Raw genomic sequence first — 15,598 nt, 5'->3', positions numbered from 1 at the left:
CCTCTAAGACGCCGGTTCCTTGGCGGCTACGCCGAGTACTGGTAGGCCGAGTACGTGAGATAGCCGTTGTCGCCGCCCTGGAAGTACGCCGCGTCGTCGGCCGGAGCGATCGGGAGGCCGGTGCGCAGACGCTCCACCAGGTCGGGGTTGGCGATGAAAGCGCGCCCGAAGCTGATGAGATCCGCTCCCAGGTTCAGCCAGTGGTCGGCGTCGGCCCGGCCGGTCTGCTTCGGGCCCATCGGCAGAACCGGGTTCATGACGAGAGTGCCCGCCCAGGCCCGGCGCAGGCCGAGAAGCGTCTCCTCGTCGGTGGTGGCCTCGAGGTGGACGTAGGCCAGGCCGAGCCGGGACAGCTCGGTCAGGAGCGCGGTGTAGAGCTCGGCGACGTCGGTCTCCTCGATGCCCCAGAAGGCGCCTCCGGGGGAGAGACGGATACCGGTCCGGTCCGCGCCGATGGCTTCGGCGGTCGCGGCGGCCGCCTCGACGGCGAACCTGATCCGGTTGCTCACCGAGCCGCCGTACCGGTCCGTGCGCAGGTTGGCGTTGGAGGAGAGGAACTGCGAGATCAGATAGCCGTTGGCGCCGTGGAGTTCCACACCGTCGAAACCGGCGTCGACGGCACGGCGTGCGGCGTCCGCGTACGACTGGACGTGCTCGGGCACCTCGGCCGTGTCCAGGGCTCGCGGAGTCGGCGCGGGCAGCGGTCCGTTGGGGGTGAACACCTCACCCACGGCCGCGATGGCCGAGGGGCCGACGGGCTGCATACCGATGGTGTCGGGGTGCGACACCCGTCCGCCGTGCATGATCTGGGCGAAGATCCGGCCGCCGTTGGTGTGCACCGCATCGGTCACCGGGCGCCAGGCGGCCACCTGCTCGTCGGTGTACAGCCCCGGAGTGCCAGGGTTGGACTGCCCGACCAGGCTCGGCTGCACCCCCTCACTGACGATCAGGCCGGCCGTGGCCCGCTGGGCGTAGTAGCGCGCCATCGACGGCGTCGCCAGTCCGCCCGCGGCGGCTCGTACACGTGTCATCGGCGCCATCACCACACGGTTGGGCAGTGCCAGGGTGCCCAGCCGGTAACCGGAGAAAAGGGTCGTCACGTCATGTCTCCTTCGTCATCGGTCGTGCCCCGCATCCGGGCACGTCGGCTACGCTAAAACCTGACATTGACGTCAGAGGCAAGGGTTGTGCTCCGGATCACAACGGGGAGGGGCGGCATGCGTATCGGCGAGCTCGCGGCACGGGCCGGAGTCAGCGTCAGATCCCTGCGCTACTACGAGGAACAGGGCCTGCTGTCCAGCACCCGCAGCGCCAGCGGGCAGCGGCACTACTCGGAGCACCACGTCGACCGCGTGACGTTCCTTCAGCGGATGTACGCCGCGGGTCTGTCCAGCCGGACCATCTCCGAACTGCTGCCCTGCGTCGACTCACCCAGCGAGGAGACGTCCGACGCCGCCCTGGAACGCATGGCAGAGGAGCGCGACCGGCTCTCCGAGCACATCGAGGACCTCATCCGCACCCGGGAAGCCCTCGACACGTTGATGGCCACGAACCGGGCCCACCGAAGGCGCCTGAAGTCGGCCGCGACGGGCTGAGCCCGGGACGAGTGGCGCAAACAGTCCCTAGGCGTCCAGGTCGGCGTACTGCAAGTGGTGGTCCGAGTACGAGCTGGGATGAACACGGTGCCCGTGCGGGACGATGCCTCGCAGATAGATGTAGTCGAACTTGGTGTGCCAGTCCGTGGTCGTCTGGCAGGTGCCGGCGGGCGAAGGGTGACACTGGGGGTCCGCGTCCACGGCCAGGGCCCACATCCGGGCGAGTTCGGGAGCGTCCGGCACAGCGTTGAAGTCGCCGAGAACGACGGCGCGGTCGTGTCGCGCGACCTCTGCGGCCAGCACACCGATCTGGGCCGCCCGGACTTCCTCCTGACGACGATGGGCGAGGTGGGTGTTGAAGACCCGGGCAGGTCGGCCGTCCACCATGGTCGTGACCGCCATGTACCCACGGTCCTCGGATCCTCCGTCGGGGTACTCCACGTTGACGCGGTCCGTCATCGGAGCCGCCGAGAGGACCGCCTGGCCGTAGGCCCCCGGACTCCACGGCACTCCCCCGCAGCGGCCCCAACTCCGAAGAACCGTCCCGTACTCGACGTGGTAGACCAGCCCGTGAAGACTCTCCAGGTACTCCCGGATCCTCTCGACGTCCCGCACGCACGCTTCCTGCAGGCCGATGACCTGGGGCGCGTACGCGGCGATCTCCGCGGCCCGGTCGACGTTGCCGACCTCGCACGGATTGCAGATGTTCCACGTCATGACCCGGTTCGGTACGACGTCCTTGACGGCTTCGACGGGCACTGACCTGGCGAAGAGGGCACCGCTCGGTGCACTGGGGCCGACGAGCACCATGCAGGCGACGATCACCGCGGCCGCGAACAACCGCGCGCCCCTTACGAACACCATCGCCTCCTCGATCCGGCCGGATGCCCACGGCATCTGACGTCTCCACATACGAGGTTATGGGACGGGATGGTCAGCAACACCTGCTTCCGCTTCTTCGTCAGGCTCCCTACCCAGCCCCGTACCGACCTGGCCGGCGGCCCGCCAACCACCCATCAATGCTTGTTCCTGCTCGGAACTGCTCTCTATCGAGCACGTATTGACATGAACCGTCGAAGCCCGCAGAGTCATGCCCCGACAGTCCCCACAGTGCCCCGGCAGTGATGCAAGCCACCTCAGCGAGGAGTGTTGCCGTCATGTCCGAAACACCCGCTGTCTCACGCCGACTGCTCCTCGGCGGAGCCGTCGCCACCGGCGCGGCCGCGGTCGGGATGACCGCCGCGGCCCCGGCCGCGGCCGCCGCGACCGGACAGGTGCCCCGCCGCCGTCCCGGACAGAAGTCGATGATCGGCGTGCCGTTCCAGGTCCACAGAACTGTCCGCGTCGGTGTCATCGGCCTGGGCAACCGCGGCGGAGGCATGGTCGAGAGCTGGGCGGCCGTGCCCGGCTGCACCGTGACCGCCGTCTGCGACATCCGCGCCGACCGCGCGCGCCGCGCCGCCGACCGGCTGGTGAGCAAGGGCGAGCCCCGCCCCGCCGAATACGGCGGATCAGCCGACTCCTACGCCCGGATGCTCCGGCGCGACGACATCGACCTGGTGTACATCGCGACGCCGTGGGAGTTCCACTACGAGCACGGCAGAGCCGCACTCCTGAGCGGCAGGCACGCCGTCGTGGAACTCCCCATCGCGACCGAACTGCGCGAGCTGTGGGACCTCGTCGACACCTCCGAGCGGACTCGCAGGCACCTGCTCCTCGCCGAGAACTGCAGCTACGGCCGCAACGAACTGGCCATGCTGAGGATGGCGCACGCCGGCCTGTTCGGAGACATCACCAACGGCCATGGCGGCTACCAGCACGACCTGCGTGAACTCCTGTTCTCCGACACGTACTACACCGACTCCTGGCGGCGGCTGTGGCACACCCGCAGCACCGCGTCGCTCTATCCCATGCACGGGCTGGCCCCGATCGCGGCGGCCATGGACATCAACCGCGGCGACCGGATGACCACCCTCGCCGCCACCGCGACCGCCCCGAAGGGCCTGGCCGACTACCGCGAACGCTTCGTCCCCCGCGACCACCCGTCCTGGAAAGAGACGTACATCAACGGTGACCTGGTCACCTGCCTCATCGAGACCGACAAGGGCAGGATCATCCGGGCCGAGCACGAGGTGAGTTCGCCCCGGCCGTACAGCAGGATCAACACCCTCGCCGGCAGCCGGGGGATCGTCGAGGACTACACCGGACCCGCCCCGACCGGCGCGCGCGTCTATCTCGAACCGGATCACGGCGGCCACACCTGGCGCGACTTCGCCGACTACCGCAAGGAGTACGACCACTGGCTGTGGCAGAAGGTCGGTGACGACGCCGCGAACAACGGCGGCCACGGCGGCATGGACTACGTCCTGCAGTGGCGCACCGTCCAGTTGATGCGCGCGGGGCTGGTGCCCGACATCGACGTGTACGACTCCGCTGCCTGGTGCTCGGCGGTCCCGCTGAGCGCGGCGTCCCTGGCGAGGAACGGTCGCCCGGTCGAGATCCCGGACTTCACGCGCGGCGCCTGGTCCGCCAAGCGCCCGGGACTGGACTCCAGCCCCACGGACATGCCACCGGTCGGCTGACCCCGCGCCGCGCGCCGAGGCCTTCGATCGGCGCGGCGCGGCGTCAACGGCCATCAGACCGAGCCCTCGGACCCCGTGGTGCCGGACAGTTCCTGCTCGGCCCAGATCGTCTTCCCGCGCGTGCTGAAGCGGGTCCCCCATGCCTGAGCCAGCTGCGCGATGATGAACAGGCCTCGCCCGCCCTCGTCGGCCGTGGCGGCATGGCGCAGGTGTGGGGCGGCCGAGCCGGCGTCCCGCATCTCGCAGGTCAGGGTGCGGTCATGGATGAGCCGCAGTTCTAGCGGTGATCTGCCGTACCGGATGGCGTTGGTGACGAGTTCGCTGACGATGAGCTGGATGTTGTAGGCGGTCTCGTCATCCACGTTCCACGCGGCGAGTTGCCGGCGCGTACGGCGTCGGGCGTCGGCCACGGACGCCGGTTCGGGGTCCAGCGGCCATGCGGCGCACCGGTCGGCGGGGAACGCCCGGCTGCGCGCGACGATCACCGCGGCGTCACTGACGCCCAGATCCGCCGGAAGCGAGTAGACGAGGGCGTCGCCCAGGTCCTGGAGGGGGCGGTCGGCGTATGCGGACACCGTGGCCAACGGGCCGGGGAGTTCGGCCAGATACGAAGTGAGGAGCGGGTCGCTGGCGAACACCAGGACGCTGCCGGCCGGTACGTCGATCTCGACGGCCGCGAAGGGCGCGCCCTCCGAACTTCCCAGCCTGGGCCCGGCCGGTGCGCCGGGGAGGGACACAGTCCCGTCCGGCCGTACGACCAAGGGGGCCAGTCGGCCGGCCGCCGCCATCGTGCACGTGCCGGTCAGAGGGTCGTGGACCGCGTACACACAGTCGGCGGTGAGAGCTTCTTGGCGCAGCGGGTCGCTGAGCGGGAGGTGAGCCCGTTCGGCGGCCAGGCGCCCCGCCGTGTCGTGCAGACGGGCGAGCAGCTCGTCGGGGGTGAGGTCGAAGGCCGACAGGGAGCGTACGGCGGTGCGGAGCTGTCCCATGATCGCGGCCGCGTGCACACCGCGGCCCGACACCTCGCCGACAACGATCGCTGTGCGGGCACTGGAGAGCGTGGTGGTGTCGTACCAGGCACCGGGATCGGCACCCGTGACGGAGAGATAGGCGGTTTCCAGCCAGGCGTGGGCTTCCGGCCGGCGGGCCAGCAGTTGGCGCTGAACCGTCGCGGCGATCGTGTGTTCACGCGTGTAGCGCCGTGCGTTGTCGATGCACAGTGCGGTGTGCGTGGCCAACTCGACGGCGAACGCGCGGTCGTCCTCGTCGAATGCCGGCGAGTGCTCCGTCCGGTACAGGCTCACGATTCCGAGGGCGGTGTCGCGCAGCGTCAGGGGAACCACGAGGAGGGAATGGGCTCCGGATGACCGGATCGCCTCCGCGAGCGCGGGATCGGCGGCCGGCCAAGAAGCGTCCGGCTGCAGCTGGACCACTCTCGGGCGCAGGTCGGCGAGGGCCTGGGTGAAGGGCGTCGGACCTGCGAGGCGGTGGATGTCGCCGACCGAACGGGCAGGCGGCGGCCGTCTGCCGGCGCCGTGGAACGCGGTGCGTATGACGTGCGTGCCGGTGGGCGGCGGGACGAGAGGGGGATCATCGCCGCGGAGCACGGCGTCCACCACGTCCACGACGGCGACGTCGGCGAACGCGGGGACCACGGCCTCGGCAAGTTCCTCGCCGATCAAGGCCGGCTCCAGCGTGCGTCCCACCCGCTCCCGCACCACGTCGAGCATCCTGGTGCGGGCCAGGCCCCTCTCCCGTTCGGTGACGTCGACCGCGGTGACCGCCACCCCGAGCACCGACCGCTGGGAGCCTTCCAGGCGCAAGGCGCTGACCTCGAATTTCCGCTCCTGCGCAATTCCCTCGACATGCGCCCGGACGATGCGCCGGTGCAGGGGGACCCCGGTGTCGAGTACGTCCCTGAGGAGCGCCTCCACGTCGTCGTCCACGAGGCTGTAGACCTCACGGACCGGGCGCCCCCGGAGGTCGTCCATGGACAGGTTCCGCATGCCAGGAGTGGCGGTGTTGACGCGCAGCACCCGCAGGTCCGTGTCAATGAGGTGGAGCCCTACCGGGGACTGCGTGAACAGCGCCTCCAGCATCAGGGCGGCTGCCTCGTCGACGCGCCCGCCGGGATCCCTGTGCGCCACGGGACCCACCTCCGAGGTACTGCGATCACCCAGGGGTACGGCTGCCCCATGTCCCAGCGTGCTCCACGGTCGGCAGGACCGCACCCGCAGACGGCCGGCCGGATGCCGGTCTGCCCCTCTGACCAGCTCCCCCTCTCCCCCTCCCCCTCCCCCTCTCCGACTCTCCCCGTCTCCGGTGCCTCAGGCGTGCGTACCTACGCCCTTCCCGCCTCGGGCTTCCACCCCCACGCGGTGAGCATGCCGGCCGACAGCGCGGCGCACTCCTGAGAGCCCAGATACCGGATCGCCGTATCAATGCCCGCGTCGTCGACCAGGCCGGTCGCGAGCATCGCCGTTCTGCTCCGCTCCCAAGTGTCCGCCCAGAAACGGCTGATCGGGCTGCCCGGCACCAGCGGCGGCACATGGATCTCGGCGGCGACAGGCACGAGCCCGGCCCCGCGCAGCAGGTGCGGGTACGACGGCACCCAGGAGACATCGGTGCCGATGGTGGCCCCCAGCCCCTGCCACATCGCCCGCATCACCTCGGTGTACGGCGTGCCGGGCGTCCGGTCGCTCGTCAGGTCGACCGCGTCGCTGAGCACCAGCACACCGCCGGGCGCGACCAGTTCGGCCAGTGCTGTGATCAGCCGGTCGTGCTCGGCCAGGTGCATCAGCACGAAGCGCGCATGGACGAGCCGGAACGTGCCGGAGACGAAGTCCGGGGCCGTGAGGTCGGCTTCCAGGACATCCAGCCCGGGTGCGGGCCGCTCGGTGAGGAAACGTACGTCACGGTCGACCGCCAGCACGCTGTCGACTCCGGCCTCGCCCAGGAGCCGACGGGAGACCGTGCCCGTTCCGGCACCCACGTCCAGGCAGCGCCAGCCCGGGCCGACCCCCATCGCCCGCAGCCGTCCCATGGTGATGTCGTCGTAGGCGAGCGCACCGAAATCGATACGTTCGCCCTCCCCCGCCTGTTCGGGGCGGAAGACGTCCTCGCCGTAACGGCCGCCGCCCTGCGCGCCCCCTCCCGCTGCGGCGGTCACGCCGCCGCCCGCGCGGCATCGAGCGTGCGACGGGGTTCGCCGGACTCAATGTCCCTGATCATGACCGACCTCTTCAGACAGTCGAGCGATACCGGGGCGGCACGTCCCACGGCCGCCGTCCTGACGATCCTCCACCGGGGGCCGCCTGCGCAGCCGAGGCGCGCCGGGCGCGCGCCGAACGGCCCAAGGACGCCGCTGCCGGCATTGCGAGAACGCCTGGGCGCACGAGCAGCACAGCCGCGCGTCCCTGCGGCTCGCAACCCGCCGAGTGGCTAGACCTGGCGCCCGGGCCGAGTAGTGCGCGCGAGCAGCACCGCCGCTCCCGCCGCCGCGCCCGCGACCCCCAGTACTCCGGCGACCCGCCTGCCCTCGGAGGACAGGAAACTGCGCGAGGAACGCCAGGACAGCGCCGACCACGTCGACTGGGCGGACAGCACCGATCCGGTGCTCAGCCACGAGCCGAAGGACAGCAGCGACAGGCTGGAACCGATGGAGCCGACCGACAGAGCGCTGCCGATCGAGCCGATGGAGAGAGCGGACCCGACAGAGCCGACGGACAGGACCGATCCGACCGAACCGATCGACAGCACGGAGTCCTGCGACCACAGCGACAGCACTGCATGGGTGGCGTCGGCGCGGGCGCCCGGCCGGGCCGGGGCCTGGGCCTGGGCCTGATACGGCTTGCGCATGGACAGCATCCTGCCCGCGGACCCCGGCGCATGCCAACCGGACCGAACCAACCTCAGCCTCGCGTCCTCCGGTACGGCCGACGGTACGGAGAGGGCGCCCACAGCAGCCGTACCCCGGTCATCCGGGCGATGGCCCGCAGGTGCGGTCCCGTGTTTCCGATGAACCAGACCGAACGGTCGGCGTGCGGCCACACATAGGCCGGCACGCCGTCGTCGAGGAGGGAGGTCAGCCGGGGCTCCTCGAGTGCCTCGGCTGCGAACTCGTAGAGCGCGGGAAGACGAGGGGCGATCAGGCCGTAGTCGAGCATGCGGGCGAGGGCGTGTTCGGCGAGGACGACTTCTTCGAGGGATCCGGCCACCGGGTACTCCCTCGGGAACGAGCGGCCGAGGTCGAGGAACATCTTGACGCTGCGGTGGCGCGGGTCGACCAGCCGGGGGCCGAGGAAGGCCAGCCGGCGCCCCAGCGCGAGTCGTGGATTCGCCAGCATGGCGTGGGTGTAAAGAACTCGAATCAGCGCGACGTTCATCATGAATCGCTCTACTTTGAGTTCCTCGGACGCCAGGCCTTCATACTTCAGATAGCCCGCGACAATGCTGGCGTTATGCGCGAGGTACCACCGAGCTGGCGACGGTTTGTCAAGGAAGTCAATCCAGTATCGAACGCTGTGGCTGCTGGCATTTCCTGAATTACCGACGGTCAAGAGACTTGCCTCGACCTTGTCCCTCAGCAGCATTTCATTGACTTTGCGCCACCACGGACTACCGGCCGGTACGGCAGACTCCGGTTCCAGTACTCCGCGAGCGGCCGACCAGCGCATGAAGCTCAACTCGGCGTACCCGTATCGGGAGAAGCCGCCCGGCACGGCGTCGTAGAACTCTCGCGCCAGCGCAAGACGCTCAGCCGTGTCGCACTGCGCAACCGCCACCCGCTGCCGTGCGCGAGCGGCGGCGTCAGTCACGGTGCCCCATTCGGGTCGGCATCATGCGGGTACCTCATGAATTCGAGGACTGGACCATTTTTGCTCATCGCGCTCTCGGTACCACACTCTCAGCAATACGGTACCGCGGCAGCGGCGGATTTCTGCGTGATTGCCGGATGCTGCACGGGGAGCGTTCTAAGCCCCGTCGGCCTCGTCGGCCTCGTGCGTCCCGTCCAGGACGTTCGCCTCCTCGATCGGCGGCATGAACGCGCGCAGCCACCGCTCCGTCTGGGCGACGTGCGCCTGCGCCGCGCCTGCCGCGGCGACGGGGTCGCGGTCGGCGATGGCGGTGGCCAGGACACGGTGGTCGTCGTCGCTCTTCCTGCGCAGTTCAGGGCCCTCGGGCAAGGTGAAGACCTGGTACTTGCGGGAGCGGGAACGGAAGACCGCAAGGAGGGTGGCCAGGGTCGGGTTGCCGCCGACGCGGGCGATTTCGGCGTGGAAACGGTGGTCGAGTTCGGAGGCCTTGGTGGGGTCGCTCGTGGCCTCCATGTCCTCGATGAGCGAGAAGAGCGTGCGCACCGCCTCCGGTGTGCACCGCGCCGCGGCCTGGGCGGCGACGTGGGCCTCGAGGACGCGCCGGATCTCGTAGACCTCCAACAGGCCGGACAGCGGGAGGAGTTCGAGGGTCAGCGAGAGGCTGCCGATCACGTCCTCGGGCCGCAGCTGTGAGACGTACGTACCCGAGCCGTGCCGCGGCTCGATGACGCCGAGGGCGGCGAGCATCCGTACGGCCTCGCGCAGCGAGCCGCGGGAGACGCCCAGTTCCTCGCAGAGGTCCCCCTCGGGCGGAATGCGCTCACCCGGGCCGAGCCGCCCCGACGCGATCATGTGCCGTAGGCCGTGGAACGCCCTCTCGACTGCGGACATCCGTCCCCTCTTCCTCCCCTGACGGAACAGCGATCATGCCGCGGTCCCCTCGGAGCACTGTAGCGAGGTGTGGCGAGTCATCAGATGTGTCGGTTGCGTACCGCCCGAAAGTCATCTGATGACTTTCACTGTACGACCCTTGTTTCCGCCGGAGAAGGTGTGCAGGATGCCGAGTCATCAGATGTGTCCGGCGGCGTCCGACCTTCCGTCGACCCGCCCCTGCCCAGATCTGGAGTCCTGTGAGCGAGACCGAGGTGACCACCGCGCCGCGCCCTCTGGTGCTGGCCGACGGCCGGCCCGCCGACCGGGCGTGGTCGCTGGATCCTGCCCTCAAGCACCTGAACCACGGATCCTTCGGGGCGGTGCCGTTCGTGGCGCAGGAGCGGCAGGAACTGCTGCGCGTGGAGATGGAGCGCTCGCCCGTGGTGTGGTTCCCGGCGCTGCCCCAACGGCTCGCTGCCGCCCGTGTCGAGCTCGCCGACTTCCTGCGCGTCAGTCCCGGGGACCTCGCCCTGGTGCCCAACGCCAGCGCCGGCGCGAGCGTCGTCTATGCCGCGCTCACCCTCCGCCGGGGCGGGGAGATCGTCGTCACCGACCATGGCTACGGGGCGGTGACCATGGGTGCCGAGCGGCTTGCACGCCGGTGGGGCGGCCGGGTCCGTACCGCCCGGGTTCCGCTGGACGCGGACGCGGACCAGGCGTACGAGGCCGTGGTCGAGGAGTTCTGCGAGGCCACCGAGCTCGTCGTCGTCGACCAGATCACGTCGGCGACAGCGCGCCGGCTGCCGGTGGGGCGCATCGGGGCGGAGGCCCGGCGGCGCGGCATCCCCGTCCTCGTCGACGGCGCGCATGCACCAGGACTCCTCGCCGCGCCGCTCGCCGACGCGACCTACGACTTCTGGACCGGCAACCTGCACAAGTGGGGCTGCGCCCCGCGCGGCACCGCGGCGCTGGTCGCCCGCGGTCCGCTGCGCGAGCGGCTCTACCCGCTCATCGACTCGTGGGCAGCGGCCGATCCCTACCCCGACCGCTTCGACCAGCAGGGCACCATCGACGCCACCGCCTACCTGGCCGCGCCGACGTCCCTCGCCTTCATCGAGCGCACCTGGGGCTGGACCGCCGCCCGCCGCTACATGAACGACCTGGCCGACTACGGCGCCCGTGTCATCGGCTCCGCGTTCGCCGAGCCGGCCGGCGCGGACACCGCGGTCGACGTCGGCATGCCCGTGCCCGGGATGCGCCTGGTGCGTCTCCCGGACGGACTCGCCGCCGACCGGATCGAGGCCGACGCACTGCGCGACCGGGTGGCCCTCGAACTGGGCGTGGAGGCGGCGTTCACCAGCTTCGACGGCGTCGGCTACATGCGCCTGTCCGCTCACGTCTACAACACCGCCGCCGACTACGAGTACTTCGCCGAGGAATGCGTCCCCGTCCTCGGCAGGTGGGCACGAGAAAAGTGAAGGAAGAGGTCAGCACAATGAGAAGAAGGACGGCAGCTCTCGCGCTCGGCACCGCCGCCGCGATGGTCCTGACCGGCTGTTCCACCATGAGCCCCGAGGCGAGCGGAACAGTCACCCTCAACATGGTCGAGAGCCTGACGAACCCGACCCGCACCGACCTGCTCAAGGACCTCATAGCCGACTTCGAGCAGCAGAACCCCAAGATCAAGGTCAACCTGGTCTCCCCGCCCACCGAGCAGGCCGACCAGAAACTCCAGCAGATGCTCCAGTCCGGCAGCGGAGTGGACGTCCTGGAAGTCCGCGACATCACCGTCGGGCCCTGGTCGAACAACGGCTGGCTCTACGACATGAAGAAGGACCTCGACGGCTGGAAGGGCTGGGAGGCGATGACGGAGAACGCCGTCAACGCCTCGAAGGACGCCAAGGGCAGGACGTACTTCGTCCCGTACGGCTTCTACGGCCTGAGCCTCTTCTACCGCAAGGACCTGATCAAGGAGGCGGGCTTCAGCAAGCCGCCGGCCACCTGGGCGGAACTGGTGGAGCAGGCCTCCGCCGTCCACGACCCGGCCAAGCGCCGATACGGCTACGCCTTCCGTGGCGGCGCCAACTCCAACAGCAACGCCACCGCCGCCATCGAGGCCTACCTCGCCGACCAGGTCGACCCGGCCAACGGCTTCAAGCTCAAGAGCGGCCGTACGATCTTCTCCGCCCCCGAGGCGCAGGACGCGATGGAGAACTACCTCGAGCTCTTCAAGCAGGCGTCCCCCAAGTCGTCCGTCTCCTGGGGCTACCCGGAGATGGTCGAGGCCTTCTCCAACGGGTCGACGGCATTCCTGCTCCAGGACCCCGAGGTGATCGCCACGGTCTCGGAGTCCAAGTCGATCTCGAAGGGCCAGTGGGGCACCGCGCCGCTGGTGGCCGGCCCGGGCGGCAAGACCGTGCAGCCGCTGGCCACCGCCGGGTGGGGTGTCGCCAAGGGCAGCGGGCACAAGGCCGAGGCCGTGAAGCTGGTCGAGTTCCTCTCGCAGGGCGAGGCGTCGACGACGTTCACCAAGAAGAACAGCCTGGTGCCCATCCTCAAGTCCGCGACCAGCGACCCCTTCTACAGGACCGGCCCCTGGTCGAGCTACGTCACCATGACCGAGCAGCCGGACACGTACCTGGTCGTCACCCAGCCCCGCGGCGTCACCTGGTGGGCCGAGTGGCAGCAGAAGGCGGACGCCGACGTGCAGAAGCTGATCCTGGGCAAGACGACGCCCAAGAAGCTCCTCGCGGGCTGGGACGCGTACTGGACCGAGAAATGGCAGCAGGAGCAGTAGGCATGTCCGTCACGTCCACAAGTACGGCGAAGACGACGGGGTCGGGCAGGGGGGAGGCCTCCCGCAAGCGAGGTCTCCCCCAAGGGGGCGGCCGGAGGCGGGAGTTCACCACCCGGCGTGGCCTGCAGATCGCTGCCTTCATGGCGCCGGCGGCGGTCTTCGTTGCGGTCTTCACCTACTACCCCATGATCGCGGGTGGCCAGATGGCCTTCCGCAACTGGAAGTTGACCGACCTCACGGACACGTCATGGGTCGGGCTGAAGAACTTCCGCGACGTCTTCGCGGACCCCGCCTGGGGCACCGTGCTCGGCAACACCGCGGTCTGGGTGGTCGGCTCGATCGTCCCCCAGCTGGTGATCGGCTTCGCCCTCGCCCTGTGGCTGCGCCGCCGCTTCCGCTTCCGCGGCCTCTACCAGGCGCTGATCTTCTTCCCCTGGGCGATCTCCGGATTCCTCATCGGCATCCTGTTCCGCTGGCTGTTCAACAGCGAGTTCGGGGTCGTCAACGACCTGCTGCAGAAGGCCGGACTGATCGACGAGCCGATCGCCTGGCTGGCGGACCCGAAGACGGCGATGGTGGCCGTGCTCATCGCAAACATCTGGTACGGGGTCACCTTCTTCGCGATCATGATCCTGGCCGCGCTCCAGTCGATCCCCGACGAGCTCTACGAGGCGGCGGCACTCGACGGCGCGAGCAAGTCACGCACGCTCTTCCAGATCACCATCCCGTACATCCGCACCACACTGGCCCTGACCGTGCTGCTACGGGTGATCTGGATCTTCAACTTCCCCGACCTGATCTTCGGCATGACCGGCGGCGGGCCGAACAACGAGACGCACATCGTGACCACCTGGATGATCAAGATCACTCAGCAGGGCGACTACGGCAGGGCCTCCGCGCTCGGCCTCCTCGTGGTGGCCGCGCTGCTGGTGTTCGCGGTGTTCTTCCTCATGGCCACGCGCGAGAAGAAGGGGGTGCGGTCGTGATCGGCAAGGAGTCCGTGGCCGGCCGGATCGTCAAGTTCGCGTTCCTCGGCGTGTGGCTGCTCTTCACCGTCTTTCCGCTCTACTGGATCACCGTCACCTCGCTCAAGGCACCCGGCGACATCTTCCACTTCCCACTCGCCTACTGGCCCGAGCGGTTCTCCTTGGAGAACTACAGCGGCCTGTTCGGCACGGCGGACTTCGGGACCTACCTCACCAACAGCCTCATCGTCTCCACCGTGGCCGGCGCGACGGCCACGGCGATCTCGATGCTCTCCGCATATGTGCTGGCCCGCTTCGAGTTCCGCACCAAGTCCGCGCTGCTGATGGCCGCGCTGGTCACCCAGATGATCCCGTCGTTCATCGCGCTGGGACCGCTGTACCTGCTGATGACCGATCTCAAGCTGGTCGACAACCGCTTCGGCCTGATCCTCGTCTACATCGCGGTGTGCATCCCGTTCTGCACGGTGATGCTGCGCGGCTTCTTCGAGAACATCCCGGACGCGCTGGAGGAGGCCGCCATGATCGACGGCCTGTCCCGGTTCACTGCGCTGTTCCGCGTCCTGCTGCCGGTGATGCGCCCCGGCATCGTCGCCGCCTTCATCTTCAACTTCGTCAACTGCTGGAACGAGCTGTTCCTGTCCGTGACGCTCATGAACAGCGACAGCAACAAGACCGTGCCCACGGCCCTGAACGGCTTCATCTCCGGCTTCAACATCGACTGGGGCTCGATGTCCGCGGCAGCCGTGCTCACGATCCTGCCCACCATGCTCCTGTTCGCCTTCGCCAGCCGGCACATCGTTCAGGGCCTCACATCGGGGGCGGTGAAGGGCTGAGAGGCAGGCGGGCCACCCGGGGGAATGACCGCCGGCTCGCCCCGGTTGCCACGATCATGACGACGAACTCACCGCAGCAGCCCGAGGTATTGCGCTACACCGCCTTCGCCGGCACGCCCGACGGCGGAAACCCCGCCGGCGTCGTTCTGGACGCCGCCGGCCTGGGCGACAACGACATGTTGGCCATCGCCGCCGACCTCGGGTACTCGGAGTCCGCGTTCCTGACGGCGCCCCCGGAGGGCCTCGTCGGCCAGGCGGGACGGGCGTACACCATCCGCTACTTCAGCCCCAAGGCCGAGGTGCCGTTCTGCGGGCACGCCACTGTCGCGACCGCGGTCGCGCTCGCCGAACGGATCGGTCCCGGGGAGTTGGTGTTCGCGACGCGCGCGGGCACCGTGCCGGTGGAGGTCACCGAGGAGGGCGGGACGATCAGGGCCACGCTCACCAGCGTGGAGCCGCACATCGAGGAAATCGGGGACGCAGACCTCGCCGAGGCACTCGCCGCGCTCGACTGGCCGGCCGCCGATCTCGACCCGTCCTTCCCGCCCCGCGTCGCCTTCGCCGGCGCCCGCCATCTCGTTCTCGCGGCGGCAACGCGCGCCCGCCTCGCGGATCTCAGGTACGACTTCACTCGCCTCGAAGCCCTGATGCACCGCCTGGACCTGACCACGGTTCAACTGGTGTGGCGGGAGTCCCCCACCGTGTTCCACGTCCGTGACCCGTTCCCCGTCGGCGGCGTCGTCGAGGACCCGGCAACCGGCGCCGCGGCCGCCGCGTTCGGTGCGTACGCCCGCGAGCTGGGCCTGGTCGACCAGGCCGCCGTCCTCACGCTGCACCAGGGCGCGGATCTGGGCCGCCCTGGTGAACTCACCGTGACGCTGCGCGCGGGTGACCCGCGGGTCCGAGTCAGTGGCGCGGGGACGCGCATCGACTGAAGCACTGGTCCCCGAGCAGCCTCAGGCCCTCCCTCGCCGGGTTCATCTCCGGCGCGGCAGGGCCTTTCGCTTCGTGCCAACTAGCCCCACAGAGGGACGATTGGGTTAATTCCAGAGCAGTACAAGCATTTCAACACCTGCGAACCTTCACCATTCGTGCACAATTTGCCCGTCTCGGCG

At 69.4% G+C, this 15,598-nt stretch carries 14 protein-coding genes; 7 read left to right on the top strand and 7 right to left on the bottom strand.

Translation table 11 applies throughout. The features are described 5' to 3' along the window. Positions 1-26: 26 nt before the first annotated feature. The gene (locus OHT51_RS41235) at positions 27-1,100 is read right to left on the bottom strand and encodes an alkene reductase (RefSeq protein WP_328884026.1); all 1,074 of its coding nucleotides are present in this window, start codon (positions 1,098-1,100) and stop codon (positions 27-29) included. 117 nt (positions 1,101-1,217) lie between these two features. On the opposite strand from OHT51_RS41235, the gene OHT51_RS41230 reads away from it, so the two are divergent. Continuing rightward, positions 1,218-1,595, top strand: a complete 378-nt coding sequence (locus OHT51_RS41230; RefSeq protein ID WP_328884025.1) for a MerR family transcriptional regulator — start codon at positions 1,218-1,220, stop codon at positions 1,593-1,595. A 27-nt stretch (positions 1,596-1,622) separates the two neighbouring features. Here the strand turns inward: OHT51_RS41230 and OHT51_RS41225 are convergent, their stop codons facing one another. Then, the gene (locus tag OHT51_RS41225; RefSeq protein WP_328884606.1) at positions 1,623-2,459 is read right to left on the bottom strand and encodes an endonuclease/exonuclease/phosphatase family protein; all 837 of its coding nucleotides are present in this window, start codon (positions 2,457-2,459) and stop codon (positions 1,623-1,625) included. A gap of 293 nt (positions 2,460-2,752) precedes the next feature. On the opposite strand from OHT51_RS41225, the gene OHT51_RS41220 reads away from it, so the two are divergent. Further along, the gene (locus tag OHT51_RS41220; protein ID WP_328884024.1) at positions 2,753-4,177 is read left to right on the top strand and encodes a Gfo/Idh/MocA family protein; all 1,425 of its coding nucleotides are present in this window, start codon (positions 2,753-2,755) and stop codon (positions 4,175-4,177) included. A gap of 53 nt (positions 4,178-4,230) precedes the next feature. On the opposite strand, the gene OHT51_RS41215 is transcribed toward OHT51_RS41220, so the two are convergent. From OHT51_RS41215 to OHT51_RS41195, 5 genes are all read right to left on the bottom strand, one after another. Further along, positions 4,231-6,324 (bottom strand): SpoIIE family protein phosphatase, encoded by a 2,094-nt coding sequence (locus tag OHT51_RS41215; protein WP_328884023.1) that lies wholly within the window; start codon positions 6,322-6,324, stop codon positions 4,231-4,233. 194 nt (positions 6,325-6,518) lie between these two features. Next, a complete protein-coding gene (locus OHT51_RS41210; protein WP_328884022.1) occupies positions 6,519-7,346 on the bottom strand; it encodes a class I SAM-dependent methyltransferase in 828 nt (275 codons plus the stop codon). Between the two features lie 272 nt (positions 7,347-7,618). Next, positions 7,619-8,035 (bottom strand): hypothetical protein, encoded by a 417-nt coding sequence (locus OHT51_RS41205; RefSeq protein ID WP_328884021.1) that lies wholly within the window; start codon positions 8,033-8,035, stop codon positions 7,619-7,621. A gap of 53 nt (positions 8,036-8,088) precedes the next feature. Further along, positions 8,089-8,994 (bottom strand): hypothetical protein, encoded by a 906-nt coding sequence (locus OHT51_RS41200; RefSeq protein ID WP_328884020.1) that lies wholly within the window; start codon positions 8,992-8,994, stop codon positions 8,089-8,091. A 156-nt stretch (positions 8,995-9,150) separates the two neighbouring features. Beyond that, positions 9,151-9,885 carry a FadR/GntR family transcriptional regulator gene (locus OHT51_RS41195; protein WP_328884019.1) on the bottom strand — a complete coding sequence of 245 codons (735 nt, stop codon included), beginning with the start codon at positions 9,883-9,885 and terminating at the stop codon, positions 9,151-9,153. A 239-nt stretch (positions 9,886-10,124) separates the two neighbouring features. On the opposite strand from OHT51_RS41195, the gene OHT51_RS41190 reads away from it, so the two are divergent. The 5 genes from OHT51_RS41190 to OHT51_RS41170 are packed head-to-tail and all read left to right on the top strand — an operon-like array spanning position 10,125 to position 15,418. Continuing rightward, positions 10,125-11,345, top strand: a complete 1,221-nt coding sequence (locus OHT51_RS41190) for an aminotransferase class V-fold PLP-dependent enzyme (RefSeq protein ID WP_328884018.1) — start codon at positions 10,125-10,127, stop codon at positions 11,343-11,345. 17 nt (positions 11,346-11,362) lie between these two features. Next, positions 11,363-12,664, top strand: coding sequence for an ABC transporter substrate-binding protein (locus OHT51_RS41185; RefSeq protein WP_328884017.1), 1,302 nt, complete (start codon positions 11,363-11,365; stop codon positions 12,662-12,664). 2 nt (positions 12,665-12,666) lie between these two features. Beyond that, entirely contained in the window at positions 12,667-13,650 is a 984-nt protein-coding gene (locus tag OHT51_RS41180; protein WP_328884016.1) for a carbohydrate ABC transporter permease, read from the top strand. Then, entirely contained in the window at positions 13,647-14,483 is an 837-nt protein-coding gene (locus OHT51_RS41175; protein ID WP_328884015.1) for a carbohydrate ABC transporter permease, read from the top strand. Before OHT51_RS41180 ends, OHT51_RS41175 begins: the two co-directional genes overlap by 4 nt. A 56-nt stretch (positions 14,484-14,539) precedes the next feature. Then, positions 14,540-15,418: a PhzF family phenazine biosynthesis protein gene (locus OHT51_RS41170; protein WP_328884014.1), complete on the top strand. Its 879-nt coding sequence runs from the start codon at positions 14,540-14,542 to the stop codon at positions 15,416-15,418. Positions 15,419-15,598: the final 180 nt, after the last annotated feature.

Origin of the sequence: Streptomyces sp. NBC_00299 (genome assembly GCF_036173045.1) — a bacterium.
GTDB classification, from domain to species: Bacteria; Actinomycetota; Actinomycetes; order Streptomycetales; family Streptomycetaceae; genus Streptomyces; species Streptomyces machairae.
The sequence above is the reverse complement of the archived record's forward strand: the minus strand, read 5'-3'. Positions and strand labels throughout refer to the sequence as shown.